The sequence below is a fragment of the Amycolatopsis mediterranei genome, from assembly GCF_026017845.1.
GTDB lineage: Bacteria > Actinomycetota > Actinomycetes > Mycobacteriales > Pseudonocardiaceae > Amycolatopsis > Amycolatopsis mediterranei.
In genome coordinates this window covers 3,193,606-3,199,861 of record NZ_CP100416.1, presented here as the reverse complement: position 1 = coordinate 3,199,861, position 6,256 = coordinate 3,193,606, and the positions used below count along the sequence as shown (strand labels likewise).

Sequence of the window (6,256 nt, the reverse complement as noted above, 5' to 3'; positions counted from 1 at the left end):
CGGCGGGCCGCCGCCGCCGCCCGCCGGCGGCCCGGCCGCGGCTGCCCCGCGCCCCCGCGGCCGCCCGGCGCGGGCCCCCCCCGCCCCCGCCCCCCCCCCCCCCCCCCCCCCCCCCCCTCTCCGTGTCCCGGAAGGGACAGCTACCACAGGCGTTCCAGCGCCCGGCGCGCGCGAGCCGGCGCGCGACGGTCGCCGTGCAGCTGCAGGAAGTGGTTGAGGGCCAGCATGATCGCGACGATCTCGTAGAGCAGCTGGTCGATGTCGGTGTGCGGCGGCAGTTCCGCCAGGCTCACCGCCCGCCGGATGTTGAGCCGCAGCTCGCGCTGCCAGAGCTGGTCAGCGTGCGCGATGGCCTCGCGCACCGGTCCTTCGCGGCCGTCGAACTCGGCCGCGGCTGCGGTGAAGAAGCAGCCGCCGGGCAGGAGTTCGCGTTCCAGGTAGGAAATCCACGCTTCGCACGCCGCGCGGAGGTACGGCAGGCCGCGCGCCACCCCGCGCGCCCGTTCGGGTACCTCGCGGACGAACATCGCGGTGGCGGCGTCGATGACGGCCAGCTGGAGCCCTTCCTTGGTGCCGAAGTGACCGATCACGCCCGCCTTGCTCATTCCCAGCTCGGCGGCGAGCCGCCCGATCGTCAGCCCCTCCAGCCCCTCCGCCGACGCGATCACCAGGCCGGCGTCGAGGATGCGCTGCCGGGTGAGCCGGGATTCGGCCAGGGACTTCCGGGGACTCATGGGCAGACTATAGATTACGAACGATCGGTCGCTATTTTCGCCCTGCTCCGAGGAGGACGCATGCCCGGCTCCCGCCTGACCGCGCTCGGCCACCACCAGCCCGCCCGCGTGCTGACCAACGCCGACCTGGAAGGCATGGTCGACACCTCCGACGAGTGGATCCGCCGCCGCACCGGCATCGTCACCCGGCACATCGCCGACGGCTCGGTGGCCGACCTGGCCACCGAAGCCGCCGCGAAGGCGCTGGCCGCGGCCGGCCTGGACCCCGGCGAAATCGGCATGGTCATCGTCGCCACCTGCAGTGCGATCGACCGCTGCCCGTCGATCGCCGCCCAGGTCGCGGGGCGCCTGGGCATCCCCGCCCCGGTCTGTTTCGACCTCAACAACGGCTGCGCGGGGTTCTGCACCGCACTGGCCACCGCGGACCACGCCATCCGGGCCGGAGCCGCCCGGCACGCGCTGGTCATCGGGGCCGAGAAGATGTCGGACGTCACCGACTGGACCGATCGCGGCACCTGCGTCCTGCTCGGCGACGGCGCCGGCGCGGCCGTCCTCAGCACCGCCGAGACGCCGGGGCTCGGCCCGGTCGTCTGGGGATCCGACCCCGCGCGCCGGCACCTGGTCCGGCTCGTGGACGCGTGGCAGCCGGCGTTCGCCCAAGACGGCCAGTCGGTGTTCCGCTGGGCCGCCCGGGAACTGCCCGCGGTCGCCGCCGAGGCCTGCCACCGCGCGGGCATCGCCACCACGGACCTCGCCGGAGTCGTCACCCACCAGGCCAACCTGCGGATCGTCGAGGCGCTGACCGACCGGCTCGATCTGCGCGACGACGTGGCGATCGGCAAGGACGTGGTCGATTCGGGGAACACCTCGGCGGCCTCCGTCCCGCTCGCACTGTCCAAAATGGTCGGTCGCGGCGAGCTGCCGTCCGGTGAGCCGGTGCTGCTCTTCGCCTTCGGCGGCGGGCTCTCCTGGGCCGGCCAGGTCGTCACCTGCCCGTGAGTGACGGCCGTGCCGGGAAGGCCCGGGACGTCTCCCCGGCTTTCCCGGCCAAGCGCCCGCTTACAATGGGCACGACCGGGCCGGCCGTCGTGGCCGCCGCGGGCGAGCGGGGAGGACCACCGGATGACGATGTCGCTGTCGGCCGAACTCTGGCCGGACGTGCAGCCGGAGACCGCCCGGCGGCTCATGCTGGCCGGGGTGGAGGCCTTCGCCCAGCGCGGCTACCACGCCACCACCACCCGGGACATCGCCGGCGCCGCGGGGATGTCGCCCGCCGCGCTCTACGTGCACTTTCCCTCCAAGGCCGCGCTGCTGTTCGCCATCAGCCGCTACGGCCACGAGCAGACGCTCGCGCTGGTCGAGAACGTCGTCGCCAAGGAGTCCGATCCCGTCGAACGGATCCGGCTGATCGTCGAGGACTTCGTGGCGTGGCACGCGCGGCGCCACACCGTCGCGCGGGTCGTCCAGTACGAGCTGCAGGCGCTGCCCGCGCAGGAGTTCGAGGTGGTCGCCGCGCTGCGGCGCCGGATCGAGCGGATCGTGCGCGAGGTCATCGCCGAGGGCGCGGACAGCGGCGTGTTCACCGTGTCCGACCCGCACGTCGCCGCCCGGGCCGTGCTTTCGCTCGGTGTCGACGTCGCCCGCTGGTACAGCGAGCGCGCCCGCCAGACGCCCGCGGCGCTGGGCAAGGAGTACGGCGGGCTCGTGCTGCGCATGCTCGGCGTGCCCGCCGAGTAGCGGACACAACCTGACCGCTACCTCTGGCACGGTGGCCTCGTGCACACCGTCCTCGACGCGCGAGCCCTCAACCGCGCCACCCTCGCCCGGCAGCTGCTGCTCGAGCGGGCCGGCCTGCCCGTGCTCGACGCCGTCGCCCACCTTGGCGGCCTGCAGGCGCAGGAGCCGCAGGAACCGTTCACCGGCCTGTGGTCGCGGCTGCGCGCGTTCGACCCGGCCGCACTGGACGCCCTGCTGACCGGGCGGCGCGTCGTGCGGACGCACCTCATGCGCCGCACCGTCCACCTGCTGCCCGCCGACGACGTCCTGGCGTGGCGGAGCCGGTTCGACGCCATGCTGCGACAGCGGGTCGTCGGCACCTACCGCGCCGAACTCGAGGGCGTCGACTTCGCCGAGCTCGCGGCGGCGGGCCGGGCGGTGCTGGCCGACGGCGAGCCCCGCTCGATGGGCGAACTCGCGCGGGCGGTCGCCGACCGGTGGCCCGCGCCGGGCCCGCGCCCGCTCGGCGAGCTGCTGATCGCCGCGCTGATCCCGTCGACGCAGCTGCCGCCGCGCGGGCTGTGGCGCACCAAGGCGGGCGTGCGGAACCTGCCGCTGGCCGCGTGGCTCGGCCGCGAAGCCGACCCGCTCGACCCGGACGACGGCGTCGGGCGGACGCTGGTCCGGCGCTACCTCGCGGCGTTCGGCCCGGCGGCGACGGCGGACCTGCGCGCGTGGTCGGGCCTGGCCGGCCTGCCCGCCGCGGTGAAGGCGGTGCGCGAGGAACTGGTGGTCTTCCGCGACGAGCGGGGACGCGAGCTGCTCGACCTGCCCGGGGCACCCCAGCCCGACCCGGGCACCCCGGCACCGGTCCGGTTCCTGCCGGCGTTCGACAACGCGATCCTCGGCTACGACGACCGCTCCCGCATCATCGACGACGCCCACCGCGGGCTCTCGGTCGCGGGCGAGCGGGTGGTCCTGGTCGACGGCCGCGTTGCGGCGACGTGGACGACCGAGGACGACGCGGTCGTGGTCCGGCCGCTGCGGCGGTTGACCGGGGCGGAACGGGCCGAGGTCGCGGCCGAGGGCAGCGGGTTGGCCGGCTTCTTGAGCGACGGCGAAAGCGCTTGCGTCCGGGTCGAACCGAGCTAGCGCGACGACCGCCGCTGCCGGGCCCGCCGAGCACCCCGATGTGGCCTTGCGCAACCAAGGCCGTCTTGTGGCGCTGCGCGCTCAGCCGACCGCCCTGGCGAACCGCTCCGCCACCTCGCGCAGCCGCTCGACCAGGCCCGGCGGCGCCTCCTCGACCACGAAGTCGTACCCCAGCTGGGCCAGGTGGTACGGCACCGTGTCCAGGTCCTTCGCCCCGGTCCGCACCCGGCAGCTGCCCTCGTCGATCTCCTCCACCACCCCCGCCGCCGGCGACAGGCGCCGGGCCACCGCGGGCGCCGGGGCGGCCACCCGCAGGACCAGCTGGTGCGGGTAGACCGCCGTCGAGATCTGGCGGGAGACGTACTCCGCGAGGTCCGGAGCCGGAGGCTCGCGCGGCGTGAACCGGAAGCCCACCGACGGCACCCCGGCGATCCGGTCCACCCGGAAGGTGCGCCAGTCCGCGCGGTCGAGGTCGAAGGCGACCAGGTACCAGCGCCGCCCCGTGTGGACCAGCCGCAGCGGCTCGACCGACCGCTGCGTCGAGGCGCCCGCCCGGTCGCCGTAGCCGAACCGCAGCCGTTCCTGGTCGCGGCAGGCCGCCGCGATCGCCGTCAGCACCGAGGCGTCCACCGTCGGCCCGGCTCCGGGCAGGGACACCGTCGCCGCCTGCAGCGCGCCCACTCGCGGCCGCAGCCGGGCCGGCAGCACCTGCTCCAGCTTCGCCAGCGCCCGCACCGACGTCTCCTCGATGCCGCTGACCGTGCCGCTCGCCGCCGTGCGCAGGCCGACGGCGACCGCGACGGCCTCGTCGTCGTCCAGCAGCAGCGGCGGCAGCGCCGCGCCCGCGCCGAGCCGGTAGCCGCCCGCCACCCCCGGCGTGGCGTGCACGGGGTAGCCGAGGGAGCGCAGCCGCTCGACGTCGCGGCGGATCGTGCGGACGTCGACCTCGAGGCGGGCCGCGAGGTCGGCGCCCGGCCAGTCCCGGCGCGCCTGCAGCAGCGAGAGCAGCCTGAGCAGCCGTTCCGAAGTGCCGTACATGGCACGCAGTGTGCCAGACATCGCGGACAGCTCCTGTCCGCGATCCGCCGGAAGGTGCAGTCCCGGCGGCAAACACTTGCCAGGCACCGCTCCGGCCGGAAAGAGTGACGCATGCCGATCGATCCGCACACCTTGCTCGCCGTCGCCCGCGAAGAAGCCGAGCTGGGCAAAGCCGAAGGGGGCGTGCCGATCGGGGCCGCGCTGTTCGACTCGACGGGCACGCTGCTGGGGCGCGGGCACAACCGGCGCGTGCAGGACGGCGACCCGTCGATGCACGCCGAAACCGCGGCGTTCCGCAACGCCGGCCGCCGCCCGCACTACCGGGACACGATCATGGTCACCACGCTCTCGCCGTGCTGGTACTGCTCCGGGCTCGTCCGTCAGTTCGGTATCGGGCGCGTCGTCATCGGTGAGGCCGAGACGTTCCACGGCGGTCACGACTGGCTCGCCGGGCTCGGGGTGGAGATCACCCTGCTCGACGATCCCGGCTGCACCGCGCTGATGACGGAGTTCATCGCCGCGCGCCCGGACCTGTGGTTCGAGGACATCGGGGTCGAGAAGTCCGAATAGGACAGTGCTGGTCACCGGACAGTTGCTGATCGGACCTGCTCGACCGGACATGCTTGACAAACAGCGCTTTACAGGAGCAGGTATGCCGTCATCCGTTCCGCTCGTGGACCTTTCGCCGTGGTTCGCGGGCACGTCCGAGGGCCGGGCCGAAGTGGCGGGCCGGATCGACCAGGCGCTGCGGGAGTCCGGCTTCCTGCTGGTCACCGGGCACGGCGTCCCGGACGACCTGCGCCACCGGACGCGCGAGCTGGCGCGGGAGTTCTTCGCGCTGCCCGAAGACGTCAAGCAGCGCTACGCCGTCACGGTCGGCGGCCGCGGCTGGCTGCCGCCGGGTGTCGAGGCCAACGGCTACGCCGAGGGCACCGAAACCCCGCCGGACCTCAAGGAGTCCTACTCCGCGGGCGCGGACACCCGCACCGGCGTGGCCGAGGTCGACGGGTTCTGGTTCCAGCCCAACGTCTGGCCGCACGAGGTGCCCGGCCTGGGCGAGGTGGCCACCGAGTACATGCGCCGGATGCGGGCGCTGGCGGACCACCTGCTGGAGATCTTCGCCGCGGCGCTCGGTCTCGCCCAGAGCCACTTCACCCGCCACACCGCGCACCCGACGTACACGTTCAACATCAACTGGTACCCGCCGATGACCCGCGTCGGCCCGCCGGCGCCGGACCAGTTCCGGATCGGCCCGCACACCGACTTCGGCACGGTCACGGTGCTCGACCGCCAGGCCGGCGTCGGCGGCCTGCAGGTTTGCACGGCCGACGGCGAGTGGACGGACGCGCCGTTCCACCCGGAGGCGTTCACGGTGAACATCGGCGACCTGATGGCCCGCTGGACGGGCGACCGCTGGCGCTCGACGCGCCACCGCGTCCTCCCGCCGGCGGCGACGGCGCCCGACGAAGACCTCGTGTCGTTGATCTTCTTCTACGAGACCGATCACGACGCGCGGATCACGTCACTGGCGCCGCCGCTGGGCACCCGGACCTACCCCGAAGTGATCGCGTCGCAGTACCTGAAGGAAAAACTGGACGCGATCACGATGAGCTGAT

General features: G+C 74.1%; 7 protein-coding genes. 5 read left to right on the top strand and 2 right to left on the bottom strand.

Annotation, left to right across the window (positions count from 1 at the left end; all coding sequences use genetic code 11):
• Positions 1-140 precede the first annotated feature (140 nt).
• The gene (locus tag ISP_RS15275; protein WP_013224772.1) at positions 141-734 is read right to left on the bottom strand and encodes a TetR/AcrR family transcriptional regulator; all 594 of its coding nucleotides are present in this window, start codon (positions 732-734) and stop codon (positions 141-143) included.
• A 60-nt stretch (positions 735-794) separates the two neighbouring features.
• On the opposite strand from ISP_RS15275, the gene ISP_RS15270 reads away from it, so the two are divergent.
• The 3 genes from ISP_RS15270 to ISP_RS15260 all read left to right on the top strand — a co-directional run bounded on the left by ISP_RS15270 (position 795) and on the right by ISP_RS15260 (position 3,602).
• Positions 795-1,733: a beta-ketoacyl-ACP synthase III gene (locus ISP_RS15270; RefSeq protein WP_013224771.1), complete on the top strand. Its 939-nt coding sequence runs from the start codon at positions 795-797 to the stop codon at positions 1,731-1,733.
• 123 nt (positions 1,734-1,856) lie between these two features.
• Positions 1,857-2,471 carry a TetR/AcrR family transcriptional regulator gene (locus ISP_RS15265; protein ID WP_013224770.1) on the top strand — a complete coding sequence of 205 codons (615 nt, stop codon included), beginning with the start codon at positions 1,857-1,859 and terminating at the stop codon, positions 2,469-2,471.
• 39 nt (positions 2,472-2,510) lie between these two features.
• Positions 2,511-3,602 (top strand): winged helix DNA-binding domain-containing protein, encoded by a 1,092-nt coding sequence (locus ISP_RS15260; RefSeq protein WP_014466890.1) that lies wholly within the window; start codon positions 2,511-2,513, stop codon positions 3,600-3,602.
• 81 nt (positions 3,603-3,683) lie between these two features.
• Here ISP_RS15260 and ISP_RS15255 read toward each other — a convergent pair whose 3' ends face one another.
• Positions 3,684-4,640, bottom strand: coding sequence for a helix-turn-helix transcriptional regulator (locus ISP_RS15255; RefSeq protein ID WP_014466889.1), 957 nt, complete (start codon positions 4,638-4,640; stop codon positions 3,684-3,686).
• A gap of 111 nt (positions 4,641-4,751) precedes the next feature.
• Here ISP_RS15255 and ISP_RS15250 point away from each other — a divergent pair, with 111 nt between their 5' ends.
• Entirely contained in the window at positions 4,752-5,210 is a 459-nt protein-coding gene (locus ISP_RS15250) for a nucleoside deaminase (RefSeq protein WP_013224765.1), read from the top strand.
• Positions 5,211-5,292: 82 nt separating this feature from the next.
• The gene (locus tag ISP_RS15245) at positions 5,293-6,255 is read left to right on the top strand and encodes an isopenicillin N synthase family dioxygenase (RefSeq protein ID WP_013224764.1); all 963 of its coding nucleotides are present in this window, start codon (positions 5,293-5,295) and stop codon (positions 6,253-6,255) included.
• Position 6,256 lies beyond the last annotated feature (1 nt).

Excerpts from the sequence above, each read along its gene's own strand:
- ISP_RS15275 (WP_013224772.1), bottom strand. The coding sequence starts at position 734 with ATGAGTCCCCGGAAGTCCCTGGCCGAATCCCGGCTCACCCGGCAGCGC.
- ISP_RS15265 (WP_013224770.1), top strand. The coding sequence starts at position 1,857 with ATGACGATGTCGCTGTCGGCCGAACTCTGGCCGGACGTGCAGCCGGAG.
- ISP_RS15250 (WP_013224765.1), top strand. The coding sequence starts at position 4,752 with ATGCCGATCGATCCGCACACCTTGCTCGCCGTCGCCCGCGAAGAAGCC.
- ISP_RS15270 (WP_013224771.1), top strand. The coding sequence starts at position 795 with ATGCCCGGCTCCCGCCTGACCGCGCTCGGCCACCACCAGCCCGCCCGC.
- ISP_RS15245 (WP_013224764.1), top strand. The coding sequence starts at position 5,293 with ATGCCGTCATCCGTTCCGCTCGTGGACCTTTCGCCGTGGTTCGCGGGC.
- ISP_RS15255 (WP_014466889.1), bottom strand. The coding sequence starts at position 4,640 with ATGTACGGCACTTCGGAACGGCTGCTCAGGCTGCTCTCGCTGCTGCAG.